We start from the raw sequence: 20,543 nt of genomic DNA, 5'->3' as shown, positions 1-20,543 counted from the left end.
TTGCTGTCTCGATGCCTATTCCCGAGGGTACAGGTGTTCTTGCGTGGGTATTGGAGGGAAGTGGAAGCAGGAAGTATTTTGCAGTTCACCCCAGCAGCCGGATGCGCGGCGCCCAGTCGGCCACACCACGGGCGATGTGGTCATAGGCCGTTTCAAAGGCATCACGGGGTTGGCGATAGGGGTCGGCAATGTCGAATTTGCCGATCTCGCCCAGGCGGAACACCTTGCCACGCACCAATGGATACTGTTGTTCGAGCTGGGTCTTGTGCCCCTGCTCCATGACCAGAATCAACTCGGCGCGCTGGCACATCCAGCCAACCAACTGCTGGGCACGGTGGGCCGACAGGTCCACGCCATGCGCGGCGGCGACTTCGATGGACAGGGGGTCGGCCGGGTTGCCAGCCAGGGCATCGAGCCCGGCCGACCAGATGGTCTTGTCGGGGAATTGCTGGGCCAGCAGGACTTCGGCGATGGGGCTGCGACAGATGTTGCCGACGCACAGAGTGAGGATGTGTTGCATCTGGCTACGCTGAAATCACCTGAAAGTATTGCTGGTGCTGTTGACAACCGAGGCGCTCGGCAGGATCAGGCTGATGACGCGGTTCCAGCGCACCAGCGATGTCGGATCGACATAGACCACGTCGCGCGCTTTGAGTTCGAAGCCCTCGGCCAGCGCATAGGCCACGGGCGAACGGGCATCGAGGTGGAAGATCTGGGTCTGGCCGTCGGGCGCGCCACGCACCACATAGATCTGACGCGGGTCGCCGGAGACAGGGCTGACGCCACCGGCCTCGCCCAGCGCCTCGTTGAGCGTGAGGCGGCCATTGCGCAGGGGCTGCGCCAGCGGGCGGGTGACTTCGCCCATAACGTAGACCTTGGAGTCGTCGCGGTTGAGCACGCGCACCAGGTCGCCGCTGCGCAGCAGGATGCGGGACGGATTGATGCCGAGCTCGGTGAGCTGCGGAAGGTTGATGGCGGTGGTGCTGCCGTTGCGTGAGATCGCTATGGTGGAACGGTCGGCCGTGGCGGTGAAGCCGCCAGCACGATTGATGGCCTCAGGCAGGGTCATTGGTATGTCGGTGACGGGCTGCAGGCCGGGATTGCGCACCTCGCCATCGACATAGACGCGGCCACTGCGGTAGGCCTGAATGCGAACGGTGACTTGCGGGTCCTTGAGGTATTTGGACAGCCGCGTCGTGAGCAGGTCGCGTGCCTCGTATTCGGTCAGGCCACCCAGCTTCAGATTGCCAACGTAGGGGAACTGGACCAGGCCGGCGGGGCTGACGTTGTAGCCGTTGCCGACCGACGTGAGGCTGGATGCGTCTGCGGTAGATGAGGAACCAGCCGGCACGATGGCCAGTTCTGGGTGGTCCCAGACCACGATGTTGAGCACATCGCCAGGGCCGATCAGGTAGGGCTTGGCTTCGTCAAACAGGCGCTTGACGTCTTGCCCGACATCGGTGACCCGTGCAGAGCGCTCTTGGCGAATGAGCTCTGGCGTGATGCTGAGCAATGCGCCGGGCGGTGGTGCATCGACTTCCGCGCCTGCCGCCCGTGACGCGGAAGCATTGGCTTGCGCTGTGGAGGTGGGCAAAGCCCCCCCGATGGTCAGGCCTGGGGCATAGGAACAACCGGCTGCTCCGATGCGGCTTGCACAGCGATTGTCCCCCATGGTCAGGCCTGGGGCATAGGAACAACCGGTAAGCCACGCAGCTGCCAACAGGACGGGCCAGCGGGATGACTTCCAACAGAAAGTAAATGTTGATTTCTGATACTTCAGCATTAAATGGTTCTGACAATGCCCCGAAAAACAGGCAAGGGATGGATCAAATGTTTGTAAATTGACCGAAGAAGGGCGTTACATAAGCCATCGGAATAATTTTGAAACACTTTTTGAGTGGAACGGCTTGATTCTAACGACCTTGCCGATCTGACCAAGTTCTGCTTTTTCGTCTCTCTCAGCATGGAGGCGCACTCTGTGGAAGATTCACCTTCCCGCCCCTGGTGCGCCCCTTGCCTGCCAAGACCTGAAACGATAATGCAATATTTGCGCCATCGATTTGCATGGCCAGGCTGCCCGAATTTCGCACGGCTCACCCCGCCCAACGCGTGTGCAGCCGCCCTATTCCACTGAACAACGCACAGGCTTGATGTTTGAAAACTACCCAATCCAATCAACCACTTAGCCCCTGGCGCATGTCCGTCGCCCCGATGATGGACTGGACTGACCGCCACTGCCGCTACCTGCACCGGCTGCTGAGCCGGCACACCCTGCTGTACACCGAGATGGTGACCACGGGCGCGCTGGTGCATGGCGATGTGCAGCGCCATCTGCGCTTCAACGCCGAAGAGCACCCTGTGGCTTTGCAGCTGGGCGGCAGCGAGCCGGCCGACCTGGCGCACTGTGCGCGGCTGGGCGAGCAATGGGGCTATGACGAGATCAACCTCAACTGCGGCTGCCCGAGCGAGCGCGTGCAGCGCGGTGCCTTTGGTGCCTGCCTGATGAACGAGCCCCAGCTGGTGGCCGATTGCGTGAAGGCCATGGTGGACGTGGTGCAGGTGCCCGTGACTGTGAAGCACCGCATCGGCATCGACAAGGACGAAAGCTACGCCTTTGTGCGCGACTTTGTGGGCACCGTGGCCGCTGCGGGCTGCGCGGTGTTCATCGTGCATGCGCGCAATGCCTGGCTCAAGGGACTGTCACCCAAGGAAAACCGCGAAGTGCCCCCGCTGCGCTATGACGTGGTGCGCCAGCTCAAGGCCGATTTCCCGCACCTGATCTTTGCCATCAACGGTGGCCTGAACACCGATGTCGCTGTGCAGGAGCAGCTGGCCGGGCTCGATGGCGTGATGGTGGGCCGTGAGGCTTATCACAACCCCTGGTGGCTGGCGAGCTGGGATGCGCTGTACTACGGGGCCCCACAAAGCACGCTCACCCGCGAGGACGTGGAAGCCGCCATGGTGGACTACATGGCGCGCGAGGCCTCTGCGCATGGCACGCCCTGGGCCAGCATCGCGCGGCACATGCTGGGCCTGCGCCATGGACTGGCAGGCTCACGCCGCTGGCGCCAAGTGTGGAGCGATCATCGCTTGAAGGGGCTGCCGCCGCACGAAGTGATGGCCCTGGCGCACGCCAGCCCGGTCGCGGCCTGAACTGGATTCGCCGCCCCGGCGAATGAGGGGTTGTGGGCCCGTTGCACCATCACCCCGCGCCCAGCTGGCGCTCCACCCACCCTTGCAAGGGCTCGGGTCGGGAAAACAGATAGCCCTGCAGGCAGTCGCAATGGCTGGCCACCAAAAAGTCGGCCTGGGCGCGTGTTTCCACGCCCTCGGCCACCACGCGCAGCTTGAGGTGCCTGGCCACCGAAATGATGGACTGCACGATGGCCGTGTCGCTGGGGTCGTCGGGCGTGTCCTGCACAAAGCTCTTGTCGATCTTCAGCTCGTACAGGGGCAGGCGCTTGAGGTAGGCCAGGCTGGAGTAGCCGGTGCCGAAATCATCGATAGAGAAGCGCACACCGAGCCGCCCCAATTCGGTCATGCGGGCGATGGTGTCGTCGAGGTTTTCGATCAGCAGGCTTTCGGTGACCTCGAGGATGAGCTGGGCCGCCGGAGCGCCGGTCTGCGCGAGCATGTCGCGCACGCGTTCGACAAAATCGTCCTGGCGAAACTGGCGCTCGCTCACGTTGACCGAGATCGACAGATCCTGCCCCACCGCGTGCAGGCGGGCCAGCGTCTCACAGGCCTGCCGGATCATCCAGTCGCCCATGCGCAGGATCAGGCCTGACGATTCCGCCACCGGGATGAAGCGGCTGGGCGGCACGCTGCCGCGCACCGGATGGTTCCAGCGCATGAGCAACTCACCGCCGATCACCGTGCCGGCCGCATCCACCTGCGACTGCACGAACGCCGTCAGCTGGCCATCGGCACTGGCCTTCTTGAGGTCCTGCTCCAACGCCAGGCGCTCCTGCACGTCGGCCTGCATGTCGGCTTCATAGAAACGGATGCGGTTGCGCCCCAGATCCTTGGCACGGTACATGGCGGTATCGGCCTCGCGCAGCAGGTCCTCGACCTCTTCGCTGCGCTTGGGGAAAAGGGTGATGCCGATGCTGCCGGTGCTGCTGTAGAGGTGCGTTTCGATGGTGTAGGGCGCCTCCAGGGCCGCGCGTACGGCTTCGGCCGCCAGCAATGCGCCACGCCCGGCCGATTCCATGTCAGTGGCAATGTCGTTGACGAGCAACACGAATTCGTCGCCCCCTATTCGCGCGACGGTGTCGCCGGGGCGCTGCAATTGCGTGAGGCGCTGCGCTACCTGTTTGAGCAACACATCGCCCAGCGGATGGCCGCGGGCGTCGTTGATCTGCTTAAAATTGTCCAGGTCAATGAACAGCAACGCCCCCACCTGCCCCGACTTGCGCGCCGACATCAGGGCGTGATCCAGCCGGTCCAGCAGCATGCGGCGGTTGGGCAGACCGGTCAGCGCGTCGAAGTAGGCCAGCTGGTGCGTGCGGGCCTCGGCCAGCTTGCGTTCAGTGATGTCCCGGGACAAGGCAATGAAACGGGGAATCTGCCCGGGCGTTGCACTTTCCTTGCGGGCGATGGACAGCTCGAACCAGTGCGTCTTTTGCCCCAGTTCAAGGCGGTACTGGTGGCCGATCGAATGGCCTGTGTCGTGGGCCGCCTGCAACGCGGCCCGCCACCCGGCGATAGCCTCTGGCGGCACGAATTCGTCCATCAGCCGGCCCAGGAACATCTCGGGCGGCGCGGCGGCCAGCAGCACCGAACGCGCGGCGCGGCAATGGTGGATGCGCCCATCCAGCCCCACTTCGAACAACAGGTCCGGAATGGCATTGAGCGTGCTTTCCAGATCGTCCCGCGTGCTGCGCAGCGCCTGCGTCATGCGGTGGGCCAGGCCAACTGCGCGCTCGCGGCCCGTGGCCATCACCCAGATCAGCCCGCCCACCAGCAGGCTCAGGGCCGCACCCATGGCGGCAAACAGGCCGTTGTCGGTGTCGTCAAAGCGCCGCGTGAAAGCCGGCAGCGGTTGCATCACGAGGGTCCAGGTGCGCCCGCCCAGGTGCATTTGCTGCGTGGCGCGCAAGCCATTAGACACGCCTTCCGGGGCGGTGGGCAGGTTGGTGTTGCCATGCAGCAGAGTGCCGCCCGCCTCTGGGTTGCCGTCATAAATGGCCAGGTCGATGTCGGCGTCGAGTTGCTGCGCGAGGCCCTGCAACAACTCAGGGACACGAAAAGGCGCCGACACCCAGCCCACTACGCCACGCCGGCGGCCTTCTACCGAGTCAAGGTCGGCATCTTTTTGGTAGATTGGCAGGTACATCACCAGCCCGCTGACGGAATTGCGGCCGATGTCCTGCTGCAGCCTGAGCCGCGCGGTCAACGCCAGCTGTCCGGTGTCACGCGCGCGGTCGAGCGCTTCACGGGCGGCCGGCACGGTGGAGATATCAAACCCCAGCGCCTTGAGGTTGTCGATGGACTGGGGTTCGATATGGGTAAGGGGCGTGTAACGCGCGCGGACCCCCGCCGGGTGCACGGTGTAGAAAGAAAAGCCCCGCGCGCGCATTTGTGCCATGTGGGCGTCCAGCCGGTCGGCCGGCAGGTCCAGCGCGTACGACACGCCCTGCAGCCCGGGCCGGGTTTCCGACAGGCGCAGCGCTTGTACGTAAGCATGAAACTCATTGCTGTCGGCGCCGATCCAAATCTGAGCCACCGTGCCGACTGAATATTGAGCCAGGGGTGGAAGCCGACGTTTCAAGGGTCGGCTGTGGATAAGTGTAGGTGCTATCCTGGTTTGCTGATCTCCTTGCTGATGTGTTGAAGGCGCTGGGCAAGCCGCGAAGGGCGTAGCCCGTAGCGGCTTGCCCTGCGCGGTGCCTGCTCAGAATGGGTCGGGCTCAGCCTGCGTTGAGGCACTCTTTCGGTCCTGTTCCCGGGCCTTGATCCGCTTCTTCGCAGCGGCCGTGCTGCGGCTGAACCGGATCGACTCGTTGCCCGTCTCCACGATGTGGCAGTGGTGCGTGAGACGGTCCAGCAGCGCGGTGGTCATCTTCGCGTCGCCGAACACGCTGGACCATTCGGCGAAGTCCAGGTTGGTCGTGATCATCACGCTGGTGTGTTCGTACAGCTTGCTCAGCAGGTGGAACAGCAGCGCCCCGCCGGCCTGGCTGAACGGCAGATAACCCAGCTCGTCCAGGATGATCAGGTCCATGCGCAGCAAGCTGGTGGCGATGCGACCGGCCTTGCCCTGCGCCTTCTCCTGCTCCAGTGCGTTAACCAGATCGACCGTGGAGTAGAACCGCACCCGCTTGCCATGGCGGGTGATGCCCGAGACGCCGATGGCAGTGGCCAGATGGGTCTTGCCCGTGCCCGGGCCGCCCACCAGCACCACGTTGTGCGCCTCGTCGGTAAAGGCAGTGCCGGCCAGCGTGGTGACGAGCTTTCGGTCCACCGGCGAGACCGAGAAGTCAAAGCCCGCCATGTCCCGGTGCACCGGGAACTTCGCCGCGTGCATCTGGTGGCTGATCGAGCGCATCGCCCGGTCCGTGCCCTCGGCCTGCAGCAGGTGCTCGATCAGCCAGCGCGAGGTCTCGATGCCCAGGCCGCCGCCATCGCCACCGCCTTGCTCGACCAGATCAGCCCAGGCACCGGCCATGCCGTGCAGGCGCAGCGCCTTGAGTTCGACCAGCACATCAGTCTTCATGGCGGGCTCCTTCGGTGGTGGCGCCCACGGCACTGTCCGCGGTGTCGGCCCGAAGGCTGTCGTAGCGGGCCGTGTTTGCCAGCGGTGGCGTTGTCACCTTCAGCCGTGTGGCCGCCGTGGGAGGTGCCGGCTGCGCGTTGAGCCGGCTCAGCACGTTGACCACATGCTCCACGCTCACCTTGCCTGGCGCACCGCTCTCCAGCGCCAGCTCGATGGCCACCAGCACCGCGTCCAGACCGGCGCCAAGCACAATCGCCAGCACTTGCGCCATCACCCGGTCGCCTCCCGGGTTACGCAATAGCCCGCGGCGCAGCCGCTGCAGTGGCTCGGGCATGTCCGCAAAGGGCGCTCCGTTTCTCAGCGCCCCGGGCTTTCTCTGCAGCAGCGGGATGTAGTGCTGCCAGTCGTACCGGGTCTCGCCCGCGTTGCTCAGACGTTCGTGGCGGGCGATGACCTCATCATCGGCCACGATGACCACGCGGCCCGGGTACAGCCGCGTGCTCACCATCTGGCCCACGCGTTCGCACGGCACCGAATACCGGTTGCGCGCCACAGACACCAGGCAGGTGCTGGAAACCCGCGCGGGTTTCTCGACGTAGCCGTCGAAGGGCAGCGGCATGGGCATGAGGTGCGCCCGCTCGTGTTCGAGCATCTCCGACACGCTGAACTGCTTGTGCTCGGGGTGGCGTACCTCGTCCCACAACGCGCGGCAGCGCTGGCCCAGCCAGGCGTTGAGTTCGGTGAAGCTGCCGAACTTGATCTGCGCCGCGTCGATCCAGATGCGTCGGCGGCTGTCCTGCACGTTCTTCTCCACCACCCCTTTCTCCCAGCCGCTGGCCACGTTGCAGAAGTCCGGGTCATAGAGGTAGTGCGCGCACATGGTGGCAAAGCGCTCGTTGACGATGCGTCCCTTGCCCTTCTTGACCTTGTCTACAGCGGTCTTCATGTTGTCGTAGATGCCCCGGCGTGCCACGCCGCCCAGCGCGGCGAACGATCGGGTGTGGGCATCGAACAGCATCTCGTGACCCTGGCTGGGGTACGCCACCAGCCAGAAGGCCCGCGAAGCACACAGCTTCATATGCGAGACCTGCACCCGGTAGTAGATGCCGCCGATCACCATGCCTTCCTCGCTCCAGTCGAACTGGAAAGCCTCTCCCAGCTCGAAGGCCAGCGGCACGAAGGCATTGACGGCCGCCCCCTGACCCTCGCTCTGGCGCCACGCCCGGATGAAGTCGGTCACCCGCGTGTAACCCCCTTCGTAGCCCGCTTGCCTGATCTCGGCGTACAGCGCCTTGGCCGTGCGCCGCTCGTGTTTGGGCCGCCGTGCATCGGCCTTCAAGGCCAGCATGAGCGCGTCATGAAACGCCGTCAGTTTGTTGGGCTGTTCGCTGCGGCGGTACCTCGGTGGGCCGTCCACCTCGCCGTGCAGCCACTTCGCCACCGTGTTGCGCGATAGCCCTGTCATGCGCGATATCTCGCGCTCCGATTTGTTCTTGCGGGCATACAAATGCCGGATCCTGCCAATCATGTCCATGGTGATCACTCCTTGTCCTCTGCTGCACAAAAAAGCAGCAGATTAAGTTGTTCACCTGGCTCAGTTTTGGGTCGGCACTACCCTCAAAAGTGGCTCAGTTTTCGGTCGGCGCCAACAACTCATTGCGATCAATGCTGTCGGAGCCGTCGTAATACCCCTTCACGCCCCGCAGCACCAGCTCGAAGGTGGCCATCCGGTCCTTGAGGCTGTCAACGATGCGGTCCGCCGAGGCGGTGAACGCCTGGCGCTTTTTGGCCTCGACCTCCCGATCTGCAGCCTGCCAGAACAGAAAGGTCAGCCCCATCAGGAACAATGCCACCACCGGGCCCAGCAGTGCGAGTGGACGCCAGTGGCTTTCCGGGGCGGGAAGCTCCTCATACTGGCGGGCTTGGCTCATGGGTTCACAAAGGTGGGTGGTTGCGGGTCGCGGCAGGCAGCCTGCAAAAACCGGCGGCGCGCGAGCGCCAAGACGGCCTGCCAGCATTATGGACAAGGTCATGGCCGCCGGCCCTAAGTATTTATGCCCCCCGCGGCATGGATTCGCAAAATTGCGCACGGCACCCGCCGTCCGGTTGCGACACATGCTGGCGCAGGCCTTACGATTCAGGCCACAGGTGCATTCAAGAACGACCCTATGCCTTCGCTTGACTTCGAACGGGAGGAAGCCCGTTTCCATGCCTTCCACGACCAGAACCTGCCGCGCCTGCAGGAGGCTTGCGCATCGTTCGTCACCCTGCTCACGGCGTTGCTGACCCCTTCGGGGCAGGTGGATGTGTCCAAGGTGGAGGGGCGCGTGAAGGACAAGGAAGAGTCCATTCGCAAGTTCACCCGCAAGTACCGGCCAGCGCTGGAGGAAGCCAACGAGCCCTACGAGATTGCCCCCTACATCACCGACCTGATCGGGGTGCGCGTGGTTTGCCTGTATGAAGACGAGCTCGAAAAGGTCGCCCACCTGGTGCGTTCGCACTTCGATGTGATGGACGTCACCGACAAGGTGGCCGCCGTAGAGAACACCGAGGCCTCGTTCGGCTACAAGGGCCTGCACTTGGACCTGCGGCTGAACGCCGCCCAGCGGGCGTTGCCCGAGCACGCCGCGTATGCGGCCCATGCGTTCGAGCTGCAGGTGCGCACCATCATCCAGGATTCATGGAGCGTGCTGGACCACAAGATCAAGTACAAAAAATCCATTCCCGGCCAGCTCAAGCGCCGCATCAATGTGCTGTCAGCCTTGTTCGAGCTGGCCGACCGCGAATTCCGCCAGATCCGGGACGCCACCGCAGCCGAGCTGCTGCAGGCCCCCGACGAAACCGCCGAAGCGCTGCCCGAAACCGGTGTGCAGGTAGCGGAGAAGTCGCCCACCGCAGGCAGCGAACTCAATGCCTTCACCTTCCTCAAGATTGCCAACCACTTTTTCAAGGATTTTGAGTTCGAACCCTCCAAGGTGGACAGCTTTGTGGACGACATCCAGAGCTGGTCATCCGGCATGACCCGCGCCCGCTTCAATGCGCTGCTGCGCGAAACCATTGCCGTGGTCAAGCGCTACAAGCTTTATTTTGAAGAGCAGAACCCGCAGGGAAGCTTCAACCCCTACACCGTGATTCGCCATTGCCTGTACCTCAGTAACAATATTGCGTTCCGCCCGGCCCTGCGCAACGTGGCGCGGGAAGCTTTTGAGGCCTGGCTGCAGGAACACGGCAGAACGTAAGCCAGGGCAAGGACGGCACATGACAGACTTTTAGGCATCAAATTAGCATGTAGCCCATGACAGGATTGCGCCAAAAGCTATCATTTGTATAGCAAATACAACACAATAACGGACCGGCACGAAAGTCACCAGGCTGTCACCCAGGTGACTTCGGATTGGTGTTTTCACTCCAGACGCTCGTAACCAGATGCTGTTATATTGCACTGCAACATAACGGAGTTTCTCCCATGCTCTACCAGATCTACGAAACCCAGCGCTCCCTGATGGAGCCCTTTGCCGAATTTACCCAGGCGGCCTCCAAGCTGTACAGCCACCCCTCTTCGTTCCTGAGCCAAGTGCCGCTGGCGCAGCGCGTTTCTGCCGGCTACGACCTGCTGTACCGTCTGGGCAAGGGCTACGAAAAACCCGCCTTCGACATCCCGACGGTGGATGTGGACGGCGTGGGCGTGGCCATCCATGAGCGCGTCGAGCTCAACAAGCCCTTTTGCGAACTGCGCCGCTTCAAGCGCTTTTCGGACGATCCGGCCACGCTGACCAAGCTCAAGGGCCAACCCGTGGTGCTGATCGTAGCCCCGCTGTCAGGGCACTACGCCACCTTGCTGCGCGACACAGTGCGCACCATGCTCAAGGACCACAAGGTCTACATCACCGACTGGCGCAGTGCCCGCCTGGTGCCGCTGTCCGAGGGGGAGTTCCACCTCGATGACTATGTCAACTATGTGCAGGAGTTCATTCGCCACCTGCAAGGCACCTATGGCAACTGCCATGTCATCAGCGTCTGCCAGCCCACCGTGCCAGTGCTGGCCGCCGTGTCGCTGATGGCCAGCCGGGGTGAGACCACGCCCATCACCATGACCATGATGGGTGGCCCCATTGATGCGCGCAGGTCCCCTACCACGGTGAACAACCTGGCCACGAACCGCAGCTACGAGTGGTTTGAAAACAACGTCATTTTCCGAGTGCCCGACAATTTCCCAGGTGCAGGGCGTCGCGTGTATCCCGGTTTCCTGCAGTACACGGGCTTTGTGGCCATGAACCCCGACCGGCATGCCACCAGCCACTACGACTACTTCAAGGACCTGATCAAGGGCGATGACGCCAGCGTCGAGGCCCATCGCAAGTTCTACGACGAATACAACGCCGTGCTGGACATGGATGCGGACTACTACCTGGAAACCATCAAGACCGTATTCCAGGACTACTCGCTGGTTCATGGCACCTGGGATGTGCGCTCGCCCGAGGGCAAAATCGAGCGCGTGCGCCCACAAGACATCACCACCACGGCATTGTTCACGGTGGAAGGCGAGCTCGACGACATCTCGGGTTCGGGCCAGACCGAGGCTGCGCACGACCTGTGCACGGGCATTGTGCGCAAGGAGCAGCACCACCTCGAAGCCAAGGGTGCGGGCCACTACGGCATTTTCAGTGGCCGGCGCTGGCGCGACATCGTGTATCCCGAAGTGCGCGCCTTCATCCTGCAACACGAAAAGCCCTCAGACAAACCATCCACGCCTGTGGCCACACCCGCCAGTGAACCGTTGGCCGCTGTCAGCGCGACACCCGTGCCCAGTGCGCCCGTGATTGCAACCCCGGCACCGGAGAATTCCAGCGCAGCAAACGCCGCACAGACAGTGAGCCCAAGCCCGGTAGAGCCCTCCGTTGAGGGCCCATCTGCGGCCAAAGCGCCCCGGGCTGCGGCAAAAGCAGCCGCCAAAGTTGTTCCTGAGATCGCCAGCGCCCGCCCGGCAAAGCGCACGGCCAAGGCAGCCGTGCCCGCCGTGACCGCTCCCGCCGCTGTGGCAAAGCCCAAAGCTGCGCAGGCTGCCCGCCCGAACCCGGCGCCCGCCAGCGTGGCAACGCGGTGGGTGACAACTGCGGGCACTGACGCCGCCAGCACAGCCCCGAGCACGGCGGCTGCAGCCAAAACTGCCGGAACTGCGCGGGCCTCAGCGCCGGTGGCACCGAGCCCAAAACGACCAACGCGCAAGGCCTGAGAGGCTGAGAATCTTTTGCCTATGCCCGCCTTGCACACCAAAACATCCCTGCTCGTCGTTGCCAATGCGCGCCATAGCCCGAGCTATGGCTGTGCTTGTGCCGCCCCCGATCAGCGGCGTTTTGACCCGCCTTTCGGGCACGGGCAAAAAACTCTCAGCCGCTGATGCCAGGCTTGCTGCCCGCGACCGGGTTGGCGGAGCGCATCAACGCGGCCCTGCCCCAGACACAGTGCACCCGCTGCGGCTACCCCGACTGCGCAAGCTATGCCCAGGCCATTGCCGAGGGGCTTGCGTCCATCAACCAGTGCCCGCCCGGCGGGCAGGAGGGTGTGGCCCGGTTGGCCGCCATCACAGGCCAGGCCGTGCAGCCACTCAATCCCGAAAATGGTTTGGAAGCCCCGCGCACAGTGGCAGTGATTGATGAAAACTGGTGCATTGGCTGCACCCTGTGCATCAAGGCCTGCCCGACCGACGCCATTGTGGGCGCCAACAAGTTCATGCACACCGTGATGTCCGCCCATTGCACCGGTTGCGAGCTGTGCATTCCGGTGTGCCCGGTCGACTGCATTCAGCTCGAAAACGCCAGTGGCAACGCCACCGGCTGGGCCGCCTGGACCCAGACGCAGGCCGACAGTGCGCGCCAGCGCTACGCCCATCGCCAGCAACGGTTGGTGCAGCACGGCGCCGCAACGCCCGAAGCCGGGCCGGACACGGACACGCCACCGGATGCGCGCCCCGCTCCTGCGGCGGACAGCGCACGGGCCGCCCCGGCTTCCACGGCGCCCGAGGCGCGCCAGGCAGCCATTGCCACGGCCATGGCCCGCGCCCGAGAGCGGCGAAATCCGCCCTCCCCTTGAGGCGCACAGGGCCGGCGTGGCCGTGTCCCTGTATGGCATCGCCCATAATGCAGCCCCATGAATCCCCTGCTTTCCCACCTGCAGCCCTACCCATTCGAGCGGCTGCGACAGCTTTTTGCGGGGGTCACACCCCCAGCGGCCTACAGCCCCATCAGCCTGGGCATGGGCGAACCGCGCCATCCCACGCCGCAATTCATCAAGGATGCCATCAGCGCCAATCTGGGCGGGTTGGCCAGCTATCCGGCCACGGCGGGCGAATTGCGCCTGCGCGAGGCATTTTCGGCCTGGCTGTCCCGGCGCTACGACCTGGCCGTGGATGCCGGCACGCAGGTGTTGCCTGTCAACGGCTCGCGTGAAGCACTGTTTGCCTTTGCGCAGACCGTGATCGACCCGTCCAAAGGCCAGCCCGTGGTGGTGTGCCCGAACCCGTTCTATCAGATCTACGAAGGCGCGGCTGTGCTGGCCGGTGCCACACCCTATTACGCGCCCAGCGACCCGGCCCGCAACTTCGCGGTGGACTGGGACGCCGTGCCCGATGCGGTGTGGCAGCGCACCCAGCTGCTGTTTGTCTGCTCGCCCGGCAATCCCACGGGTGCCGTGATGCCGCTGTCCGAATGGCAAAAGCTGTTGGAGCTGAGTGACCGCCACGGCTTCGTGATTGCCTCCGACGAGTGCTACAGCGAGATCTACTTCCGCGACGAGCCCCCACTGGGTGGCCTGCAGGCGGCCGCCCGCCTGGGGCGTGGCGACTTCAAGAACCTGGTGTCCTTCACCAGCCTGTCCAAGCGCAGCAACGTGCCGGGGCTGCGCAGCGGCTTTGTGGCCGGCGATGCCGCGCTGATGAAAGCCTTTTTGCTGTACCGCACCTACCACGGCAGCGCCATGGGCCCGGTGGTGCAGGCGGCCAGCATTGCGGCCTGGGGCGACGAGCAGCATGTGGTGGAAAACCGCACGCTGTACCGCAAGAAGTTTGCGCAGGTCACGCCCTTGCTCGCCGGCGTGATGGAAGTCTCGTTGCCCGACGCCGGCTTTTATCTCTGGGCCAAGGTGCCCGAGGCCCTGGGCATGACCGACACCGAGTTCGCCCGGGCCTTGCTGGCTCAATACAATGTCACCGTGCTGCCCGGCAGCTACCTGGCCCGCGAGGTCCAGGGCAGCAACCCCGGCGCCCAGCGCGTGCGCATGGCCCTGGTGGCCGACACCGAAGAATGCGTGGAAGCCGCGCTGCGCATCGTCCAATTCATCCAATCCCGTACTGCCTGACACCATGACCCAACAACTCCAAACCCTCATCGACAACGCCTGGGACAACCGCACCAGCCTTTCGCCCGCAGCGGCCCCCAAGGAAATCGTCGATGCCGTCGAGCATGTGATTGCCGAACTGAACAATGGCAAGCTGCGCGTAGCCACCCGCGAAGGCGTGGGCCAGTGGACCGTGCACCAGTGGATCAAGAAGGCCGTGCTGCTGTCCTTCCGCCTGAAAGACAACGAAATCATGCAGTCGGGCGACCTGGCCTTCTACGACAAGGTGCCCACCAAGTTTGCCCACCTCTCACCCCAGGAAATGGCCGCCACCGGCGTGCGCGTGGTGCCCCCGGCCGTGGCGCGGCGCGGCAGCTTTATTGCCAAGGGCGCGATTCTGATGCCCAGCTACGTGAATATCGGCGCCTATGTCGATGAAGGCACCATGGTCGACACCTGGGCCACCGTGGGCAGCTGCGCGCAAGTGGGCAAGAACGTGCATCTGTCGGGCGGCGTGGGCCTGGGCGGCGTGCTCGAACCCCTGCAGGCCAACCCCACCATCATCGAGGACAACTGCTTCATCGGCGCCCGCTCCGAAGTGGTTGAAGGCGTGATCGTCGAAGAAAACTCGGTGCTGGGCATGGGCGTGTATCTGGGCCAGAGCACCCCCATCTTCAACCGCGCCACGGGCGAGATCAGCTACGGCCGCGTGCCGTCGGGCTCGGTGGTGGTGAGCGGCAACCTGCCCAAGACGGCGGCCAATGGCGCGCCCTACAGCATGTACGCCGCCATCATCGTCAAGCAGGTGGATGCGCAGACCCGCTCCAAGACCAGCATCAACGACCTGCTGCGCGACTGAGCGCGGTCGCGCATGCACGCCAGCGCGATCAGCGCCGCAACCGATACGAACAGCACGGGGGAAACACCATGAGCACGATGGAACGCATTCTTCGCCTGATGGCGGAGAAAAAGGCCTCCGATGTGTTTCTGTCGGCCAATGCCCCGGCGCTGATCAAGATCAACGGCGAATGTCTGCCGATCAACAACCAGATCCTGCCACCTGACGCGCCGCGCAACCTGCTGTCAGAAATTGTTCCCCCGGACCGCATCGAAGAGCTGGAAGAAACTGGCGAGCTCAACATGGGCGTGCCGCTGAGCGGTGTGGGCCGGTTCCGTATCAGCGCCATGCGCCAGCGCGGCAGCTACGCGGTGGTGATCCGCTTCATCACGCAACAGATTCCGGTGTTTGACACGCTGGGCCTGCCGCCCGTGCTGCGCGAGCTGATCATGGAAAAGCGCGGCCTCATCCTGGTGGTGGGCGCCACGGGCTCGGGCAAGAGCACCACGCTGGCGTCCATCATCGACAGCCGCAACGAACAGCTGACCGGGCACATCCTCACGATCGAAGACCCGGTCGAATACCAGTTCAAGAACAAGAAATCGATCGTCAACCAGCGCGAGATCGGCAACGACACCCAGTCGCTGCAGACCGCGCTGAAAAATGCCTTGCGCCAGGCCCCAGACGTCATTCTGATCGGCGAAATCCGCGACCGCGAAACCATGTCGGCCGCCATTGCCTACGCGCAGTCGGGCCACCTGTGCCTGGCCACGCTGCACGGCAACAACAGTTACCACGCGCTCAACCGCATCCTGAGCTTCTACCCCGTCGAGGTGCGCCCGACCATGCTGGGCGACCTGGCATCGGCGCTCAAAGCGGTGGTGTCCCAGCGCCTGGTGCGCACGGTGGACGGTGGCCGCGTGCCCGCAGTGGAAGTCATGCTCAACACCAAGCTGGTTTCCGATCTGGTCGAAAAAGGCAACTTCTCGGGCGTGAAGGAGGCCATGGAAAAATCCATGGCCGAAGGCTCGCAGACCTTTGAGGAAGCCCTGGCCCGCCTCATCATGGAAGGCAAGGTTGACCGCAAGGAAGGCCTGGCCCACGCCGACTCGCCCACCAACCTGATGTGGCGCCTGCAAAACGACTTCGCCCTGGCGGCCAACGCGGCCAAGGCGCAAAAAGAGGCGCGGGAAACCCCCGACGACCAACCTTCCTTTACCGAAATCGTGCTGGACGTCAAAGCCGCCTGACCCGGTTTCTCCTGAAATTTCCGATGTCCCGCACCCTGCATCTGGCCGAACAGCTCATCTCCCTGCCCTCCATCACGCCGGAAGACGCCGGCTGCCTTGACCTGCTCGCGGCACGCCTGGCCCCGCTGGGCTTTGTCTGCGAGCGGCTGGACAGCGGGCCCGACGGCTTGCGTGTCAGCAATTTATGGGCAAAACGGCCTGTAGCGCTTGTACCATCTGCGCAGCAAGCTATAAAAACCATAGTATTTGCCGGGCACACCGACGTGGTTCCCACCGGCCCGCTGGCGCAGTGGAGCAGCCACCCCTTCACGCCCACGCACAAGGACGGCAAGCTCTTTGGCCGTGGCGCCAGCGACATGAAAACCTCCATCGCCGCCTTCGTCGTGGCGGTGGAAGAGTTTCTGGCCGCCCACCCCGATCCACAGGTTTCCATCGCCTTCCTGCTGACCAGCGACGAGGAAGGCCCTTCGATTGACGGCACCAAGGTGGTGGTGGAGCAGCTCAAGGCGCGCGGCGAGCCGCTCGACTACTGCATCGTGGGCGAGCCCACTTCCGTCGAAAAGACGGGCGACATGATCAAGAACGGCCGGCGCGGCACGCTCAGCGGCAAGCTCACCGTGCGCGGCATCCAGGGCCACATCGCCTACCCGCAACTGGCCCGCAACCCCATTCACCAGGCCCTGCCCGCGCTGGCCGAAATGGCCGCCACCGAATGGGACCAGGGCAACGCCTTCTTTCCGCCCACCAGCTGGCAGATCAGCAACATGCACGGCGGCACCGGCGCCACCAACGTGATCCCGGGCGAGGTGGTGGTGGATTTCAATTTCCGCTTTTCCACCGAATCCACCGCCGAAAAGCTCAAGCAGCGCGTCTACAGCCTGCTCGACCGCCACAGCCTCGAATACGACCTGCAGTGGACGCTGGGCGGCCAGCCCTTTCTGACCACGCCGGGCGAGCTCGTCACGGCCGTGCAGCAGGCCATCCTGGCCGAAACCGGCATCACCACCGAGCTGTCCACCACCGGCGGCACCAGCGACGGCCGCTTCATCGCGCAGATCTGCCCGCAGGTGATTGAACTGGGCCCACCCAACGCCACCATCCACAAGATCGACGAATATGTGGTGGTGGCCGACATCGAGCCCCTCAAGAACATCTACCGCCGCACCCTCGAAAACCTGAACCGCCAGGCCGGCACGGCGCCAGCTGCCACACTGTCGGCCCCACTGCACGCCACACAGGCGACCGCGGCATGACCGGCACCGTCACCACCCTGCCCGCCCTGCAAGGCGGCACCGTGGCCGCGCTGGTGCAGTCCGGCTCCGACCTGCTCACCGCCGCGGGCGTTGCCTTCGGGCACGGCACCACCAATGCCCACGACGAAGCCGCCTGGCTGGTCCTGTGGCGCCTGGGCCTGCCGCTGGACAGCGATCTCGGCGACGGCCCCGATTCCATGGCAAATAGGCCTGTAACGCCCGCTGAACTTGCGCAGGCAGCTACACTTTTTGATGAACGCATTCGCAGCCGCAAGCCGGCCGCCTACCTCACCCGCGAGGCCTGGCTGCAAGGCGTGCCGTTTTACGTGGACGAGCGCGCCATCGTGCCGCGCAGCTTCATCGCCGAGTTGCTGGCCGATGGCAGCATTGACGATTTTCTGGGCGCGCACACGCGCCGCGTGCTCGACCTGTGCACCGGCAACGGCAGCCTGGCCGTGCTGGCCGCCATGGCCTGGCCCGACATCGAAGTCACGGGCGCCGACATTTCGCCCGACGCGCTGGCCGTGGCCCGCATCAATGTGGACCGGCACGGCCTGCAAGACCGCATCACGCTGCAGTTGTCGGACGGCCTGGCGCAACTGCCCGGTCCCTGGGACCTGATTCTGTGCAATCCGCCCTATGTGAACGCGGCCAGCATGGCGCAATTGCCCGCCGAATACCGGGCCGAGCCCACCCTGGCGCTGGCGGGCGGCGCCGATGGCATGGACTTCATTCGCCAGCTGCTACACGATGCGCCCGCCCGCATGAGCGAAAATGCGGTGCTCGTGCTCGAAATCGGCAACGAGCGTTCCCACTTTGAAGCCGCCTTCGGGCAGCTGCCCGTGTACTGGATAGACACCAGCGCGGGCGAAGACCAAGTGCTGCTGGCCACACGCCAGGCCCTGGTTGCTTTTTTCTCTTCCTGATGATCACTCTTAAAAACGTCACCTTGCGCCGCGGCGCCAAGGTGCTGCTCAATGGCGTCAACGCCACCATCAACCCCGGCGAAAAGGTCGGCCTGGTGGGGCGCAACGGCGCTGGCAAATCCAGCCTGTTTGCCCTGCTCAACGGCTCTTTGCACGAAGACGGTGGCGATTGCTACATCCCCACGCAGTGGCGCATGGCGCAAGTCGCGCAGAACATGCCCGAAACCGACGAGCCCGCCACCGCATTCGTGGTGGCCGGCGACACGCGGCTGACCGACCTGCAGGCCCAGCTGGCCAAGGCAGAGGCCGACGACGACGGCATGGCCATCGCCCACGCCTACACCGACCTGGCCGATGCCGGCGCGCACGACGCCGAGCCCCGGGCGCAGGCCCTCATCCTGGGCCTGGGCTTCAAGGTGTCCGAGCTCGACAAACCCGTCAACAGCTTCTCGGGCGGCTGGCGCATGCGCCTGCAGCTGGCCCGCGCGCTGATGTGCCCCTCCGATCTGCTGCTGCTCGACGAGCCCACCAACCACCTGGACCTCGATGCCCTGGTCTGGCTCGAAGCCTGGCTCAAGCGCTACGAAGGCACGATGATCGTCATCAGCCACGACCGCGAGTTCCTCGATGCCGTGACCAACGTCACCATGCACATCGACAACGCGCAGATCACACGTTACGGTGGCAACTACAGCAAGTTTGAAGATCTGCGCGCCCAGCAGCTCGAATTGCAGCAGGCCAGCTTTTCCAAGCAGCAGGAAAAAATCGCCCACCTCAAGAAGTTCATCGACCGCTTCAAGGCCAAGGCCAGCAAGGCCAAGCAGGCACAAAGCCGCGTCAAGGCGCTCGACCGCATGGAAAAGATCGCGCCCGTGCTGGCCGACGCCGAATTCACTTTCGAATTCAAGGAGCCGGTCAACCTGCCCAACCCGATGCTCGCCATCAGCGATGCGGCGTTTGGCTACCGCTCGGAAGACGGGGCGCAAACCACCATCCTGCAAAACGTCAGCCGCAGCGTGCTGGCGGGCCAGCGCATCGGTATCCTGGGCGCCAACGGCCAGGGCAAGTCCACGCTGGTCAAGACCATTGCCCGCACCATGGCACCACTGGCTGGCACCGTGACCGAAGGCAAGGGCCTGTCGATCGGGTACTTCGCCCAGCAGGAACTGGACGTGCTGCGCCCGCACGAGAACCCGCTGGAGCACATGATCCGCCTGGCGCGCGAGCTGGGCCCCAACAGCCGCGAAGCCAGCCGCGAGCAAGACCTGCGCAGCTACCTGGGCACGTTCAACTTCACCGGCGACATGGTCAAGCAAAGCGTGGGCAGCATGAGCGGCGGCGAAAAAGCCCGCCTGGTGCTGGCCATGATCGTCTGGCAGCGCCCCAATCTGCTGCTGCTGGACGAGCCCACCAACCACCTGGACCTGGCCACGCGCGAGGCGCTGTCGATGGCGCTCAACGAGTTTGAAGGCACGGTCATGCTGGTCAGCCACGACCGCGCCCTGCTGCGCGCCGTGTGCGACGAGTTCTGGATGGTCGGGCGCGGCGCCGTGGGGCCGTTTGACGGCGACCTCGACGACTACCAGCGCTACCTGCTGGACGAAGCCAAGCGCCAGCGCGAACTGGCCAAGCTGGAGGCCGCAGCCGACAGCGCGGCGCTCAAGGCGGGTGCAGCACAGGCGCCTGTTGCGGCCGTGGCAGCCACAGCCATTGCTCCTGTTTCAATAGCTGCTCGCGCAGACCAGGCAAGCGCAAAAGGCCAAAATGATGCAAAACCTGCTATCGACGCCAAGGAGCAGCGCAAGCAGGATGCCCAGGCACGCCAGCAACTGGCAGAACGAACCCGGCCCCTGAAACGCGAAATTGAAAAGATCGACCAGCGCTTATCTGCCCTGGTGGCCGAGCGGGCCGACTTGGAGCAGCGCCTCACCCAGCCGCTGCCACCGGCTGAAATCGCCGACCTTGGCCGGCGCCTGAAAGCCGGCCACGATGAAACTGCACGGCTGGAAGAGCGTTGGCTGGAAATTTCCGCCGAACTGGAAGAAATGGGCGCCAGCGCCAGCGCCTGACACGTAAATTCTTGTGATTTTCTGCGATTGTTTTGGCTTTCTGACCAATAGCGGCCGACGCTGGTAGCTATTAACTTTGAAGCAAAAATTCTTGCAGGAATAACGGGTGATCTGGTTGCATTTTTTTGCGTTTGAACGTCAACCAAGCCTCCAGCGA

16 protein-coding genes are annotated in these 20,543 nt (G+C 64.1%); 10 read left to right on the top strand and 6 right to left on the bottom strand.

Features of this window, described 5'->3' with window-relative positions:
• Positions 1 to 85: 85 nt before the first annotated feature.
• Both CCX87_RS09375 and CCX87_RS09370 read right to left on the bottom strand, forming a co-directional pair.
• Positions 86 to 520, bottom strand: a complete 435-nt coding sequence (locus CCX87_RS09375; RefSeq protein WP_087745770.1) for a low molecular weight protein-tyrosine-phosphatase — start codon at positions 518 to 520, stop codon at positions 86 to 88.
• A gap of 15 nt (positions 521 to 535) precedes the next feature.
• Positions 536 to 1,672 (bottom strand): polysaccharide biosynthesis/export family protein, encoded by a 1,137-nt coding sequence (locus CCX87_RS09370; RefSeq protein ID WP_232476519.1) that lies wholly within the window; start codon positions 1,670 to 1,672, stop codon positions 536 to 538.
• 482 nt (positions 1,673 to 2,154) lie between these two features.
• Between CCX87_RS09370 and dusA the strand changes: the two genes are divergently transcribed.
• Entirely contained in the window at positions 2,155 to 3,153 is a 999-nt protein-coding gene (dusA, locus tag CCX87_RS09365; RefSeq protein WP_087745767.1) for a tRNA dihydrouridine(20/20a) synthase DusA, read from the top strand.
• 49 nt (positions 3,154 to 3,202) lie between these two features.
• Here the strand turns inward: dusA and CCX87_RS09360 are convergent, their stop codons facing one another.
• The 4 genes from CCX87_RS09360 to CCX87_RS09345 form a co-directional block, all read right to left on the bottom strand.
• Positions 3,203 to 5,728, bottom strand: coding sequence for a bifunctional diguanylate cyclase/phosphodiesterase (locus CCX87_RS09360; RefSeq protein ID WP_232476516.1), 2,526 nt, complete (start codon positions 5,726 to 5,728; stop codon positions 3,203 to 3,205).
• Positions 5,729 to 5,896: 168 nt separating this feature from the next.
• Positions 5,897 to 6,718: an IS21-like element helper ATPase IstB gene (gene istB / locus CCX87_RS09355; protein WP_087745763.1), complete on the bottom strand. Its 822-nt coding sequence runs from the start codon at positions 6,716 to 6,718 to the stop codon at positions 5,897 to 5,899.
• Positions 6,708 to 8,252 carry an IS21 family transposase gene (gene istA, locus CCX87_RS09350; protein WP_087748263.1) on the bottom strand — a complete coding sequence of 515 codons (1,545 nt, stop codon included), beginning with the start codon at positions 8,250 to 8,252 and terminating at the stop codon, positions 6,708 to 6,710. Before istA ends, istB begins: the two co-directional genes overlap by 11 nt.
• A 94-nt stretch (positions 8,253 to 8,346) precedes the next feature.
• A complete protein-coding gene (locus CCX87_RS09345; RefSeq protein WP_087745760.1) occupies positions 8,347 to 8,649 on the bottom strand; it encodes a hypothetical protein in 303 nt (100 codons plus the stop codon).
• A gap of 237 nt (positions 8,650 to 8,886) precedes the next feature.
• Here CCX87_RS09345 and CCX87_RS09340 point away from each other — a divergent pair, with 237 nt between their 5' ends.
• From CCX87_RS09340 to CCX87_RS09300, 9 genes are all read left to right on the top strand, one after another.
• Positions 8,887 to 9,957 carry a GTP pyrophosphokinase gene (locus CCX87_RS09340; RefSeq protein ID WP_087745758.1) on the top strand — a complete coding sequence of 357 codons (1,071 nt, stop codon included), beginning with the start codon at positions 8,887 to 8,889 and terminating at the stop codon, positions 9,955 to 9,957.
• A gap of 227 nt (positions 9,958 to 10,184) precedes the next feature.
• A complete protein-coding gene (phaZ, locus tag CCX87_RS09335) occupies positions 10,185 to 11,951 on the top strand; it encodes a polyhydroxyalkanoate depolymerase (protein WP_087745756.1) in 1,767 nt (588 codons plus the stop codon).
• 164 nt (positions 11,952 to 12,115) lie between these two features.
• The gene (gene rsxB, locus CCX87_RS09330) at positions 12,116 to 12,808 is read left to right on the top strand and encodes an electron transport complex subunit RsxB (RefSeq protein WP_087745753.1); all 693 of its coding nucleotides are present in this window, start codon (positions 12,116 to 12,118) and stop codon (positions 12,806 to 12,808) included.
• Positions 12,809 to 12,865: 57 nt separating this feature from the next.
• Positions 12,866 to 14,071, top strand: a complete 1,206-nt coding sequence (gene dapC / locus CCX87_RS09325) for a succinyldiaminopimelate transaminase (RefSeq protein ID WP_087745751.1) — start codon at positions 12,866 to 12,868, stop codon at positions 14,069 to 14,071.
• A gap of 4 nt (positions 14,072 to 14,075) precedes the next feature.
• Positions 14,076 to 14,909 carry a 2,3,4,5-tetrahydropyridine-2,6-dicarboxylate N-succinyltransferase gene (dapD, locus tag CCX87_RS09320; protein WP_087745749.1) on the top strand — a complete coding sequence of 278 codons (834 nt, stop codon included), beginning with the start codon at positions 14,076 to 14,078 and terminating at the stop codon, positions 14,907 to 14,909.
• 68 nt (positions 14,910 to 14,977) lie between these two features.
• A complete protein-coding gene (locus CCX87_RS09315; RefSeq protein WP_087745747.1) occupies positions 14,978 to 16,138 on the top strand; it encodes a PilT/PilU family type 4a pilus ATPase in 1,161 nt (386 codons plus the stop codon).
• A gap of 23 nt (positions 16,139 to 16,161) precedes the next feature.
• Positions 16,162 to 17,391 (top strand): succinyl-diaminopimelate desuccinylase, encoded by a 1,230-nt coding sequence (dapE, locus tag CCX87_RS09310; RefSeq protein WP_087745745.1) that lies wholly within the window; start codon positions 16,162 to 16,164, stop codon positions 17,389 to 17,391.
• Positions 17,388 to 18,317, top strand: a complete 930-nt coding sequence (gene prmB / locus CCX87_RS09305) for a 50S ribosomal protein L3 N(5)-glutamine methyltransferase (RefSeq protein ID WP_087745742.1) — start codon at positions 17,388 to 17,390, stop codon at positions 18,315 to 18,317. The genes dapE and prmB overlap by 4 nt, the downstream gene beginning before the upstream one ends.
• Entirely contained in the window at positions 18,317 to 20,386 is a 2,070-nt protein-coding gene (locus tag CCX87_RS09300; protein WP_087745740.1) for an ABC-F family ATP-binding cassette domain-containing protein, read from the top strand. The genes prmB and CCX87_RS09300 overlap by 1 nt, the downstream gene beginning before the upstream one ends.
• The last annotated feature ends 157 nt before the right edge of the window (positions 20,387 to 20,543 follow it).

Origin of the sequence: Acidovorax sp. T1, from assembly GCF_002176815.1 — a bacterium.
In the GTDB taxonomy this organism is placed as follows: domain Bacteria; phylum Pseudomonadota; class Gammaproteobacteria; order Burkholderiales; family Burkholderiaceae_C; genus Acidovorax.
The sequence above is the reverse complement of the archived record's forward strand: the minus strand, read 5'-3'. Positions and strand labels throughout refer to the sequence as shown.

Bases quoted from the DNA above. Each gene is read 5' to 3' on its own strand.
- CCX87_RS09375 (WP_087745770.1), bottom strand. From the start codon at position 520: ATGCAACACATCCTCACTCTGTGCGTCGGCAACATCTGTCGCAGCCCC.
- CCX87_RS09370 (WP_232476519.1), bottom strand. From the start codon at position 1,672: ATGGGGGACAATCGCTGTGCAAGCCGCATCGGAGCAGCCGGTTGTTCC.
- istB (WP_087745763.1), bottom strand. From the start codon at position 6,718: ATGAAGACTGATGTGCTGGTCGAACTCAAGGCGCTGCGCCTGCACGGC.
- istA (WP_087748263.1), bottom strand. From the start codon at position 8,252: ATGGACATGATTGGCAGGATCCGGCATTTGTATGCCCGCAAGAACAAA.
- CCX87_RS09345 (WP_087745760.1), bottom strand. From the start codon at position 8,649: ATGAGCCAAGCCCGCCAGTATGAGGAGCTTCCCGCCCCGGAAAGCCAC.
- CCX87_RS09340 (WP_087745758.1), top strand. From the start codon at position 8,887: ATGCCTTCGCTTGACTTCGAACGGGAGGAAGCCCGTTTCCATGCCTTC.
- phaZ (WP_087745756.1), top strand. From the start codon at position 10,185: ATGCTCTACCAGATCTACGAAACCCAGCGCTCCCTGATGGAGCCCTTT.
- rsxB (WP_087745753.1), top strand. From the start codon at position 12,116: ATGCCAGGCTTGCTGCCCGCGACCGGGTTGGCGGAGCGCATCAACGCG.
- dapC (WP_087745751.1), top strand. From the start codon at position 12,866: ATGAATCCCCTGCTTTCCCACCTGCAGCCCTACCCATTCGAGCGGCTG.
- dapD (WP_087745749.1), top strand. From the start codon at position 14,076: ATGACCCAACAACTCCAAACCCTCATCGACAACGCCTGGGACAACCGC.
- CCX87_RS09315 (WP_087745747.1), top strand. From the start codon at position 14,978: ATGAGCACGATGGAACGCATTCTTCGCCTGATGGCGGAGAAAAAGGCC.
- dapE (WP_087745745.1), top strand. From the start codon at position 16,162: ATGTCCCGCACCCTGCATCTGGCCGAACAGCTCATCTCCCTGCCCTCC.
- prmB (WP_087745742.1), top strand. From the start codon at position 17,388: ATGACCGGCACCGTCACCACCCTGCCCGCCCTGCAAGGCGGCACCGTG.
- CCX87_RS09300 (WP_087745740.1), top strand. From the start codon at position 18,317: ATGATCACTCTTAAAAACGTCACCTTGCGCCGCGGCGCCAAGGTGCTG.